This is a genomic window from Bacillus sp. SIMBA_154 (assembly GCF_046536015.1).
Lineage (GTDB): Bacteria > Bacillota > Bacilli > Bacillales > Bacillaceae > Bacillus > Bacillus pumilus_P.
In genome coordinates this window covers 1-232 of sequence record NZ_JAWJBV010000719.1, presented here as the reverse complement: position 1 = coordinate 232, position 232 = coordinate 1, and the positions used below count along the sequence as shown (strand labels likewise).

Below are 232 nucleotides of genomic sequence, written 5' to 3'. Positions count from 1 at the left end.
CCTTGAGTATGCATGGTGCGCCAACAAACACCGCACCCATTGTACACACCCCAGATAACCTAGTAGTTGATGAAAACACCACAACAGCAATTCATCTGCATGCCTTTGATGATGAGCAAAGTGAGCTAACTTACAGCTGGACAGTACCTACACCGCTAAGCTTTACAGGCTCTGGTGCCAACATCAACTTAACCACTGCAGAGGTATCAGCAAACACCGATTACACCATTGC

Annotated in this window: 1 protein-coding gene; it reads left to right on the top strand. The window is 47.0% G+C overall.

The features are described from left to right. On the top strand, positions 1 to 232 hold a 232-nt coding region (locus tag R0K30_RS23755), incomplete at both ends, for a hypothetical protein (RefSeq protein WP_410613515.1).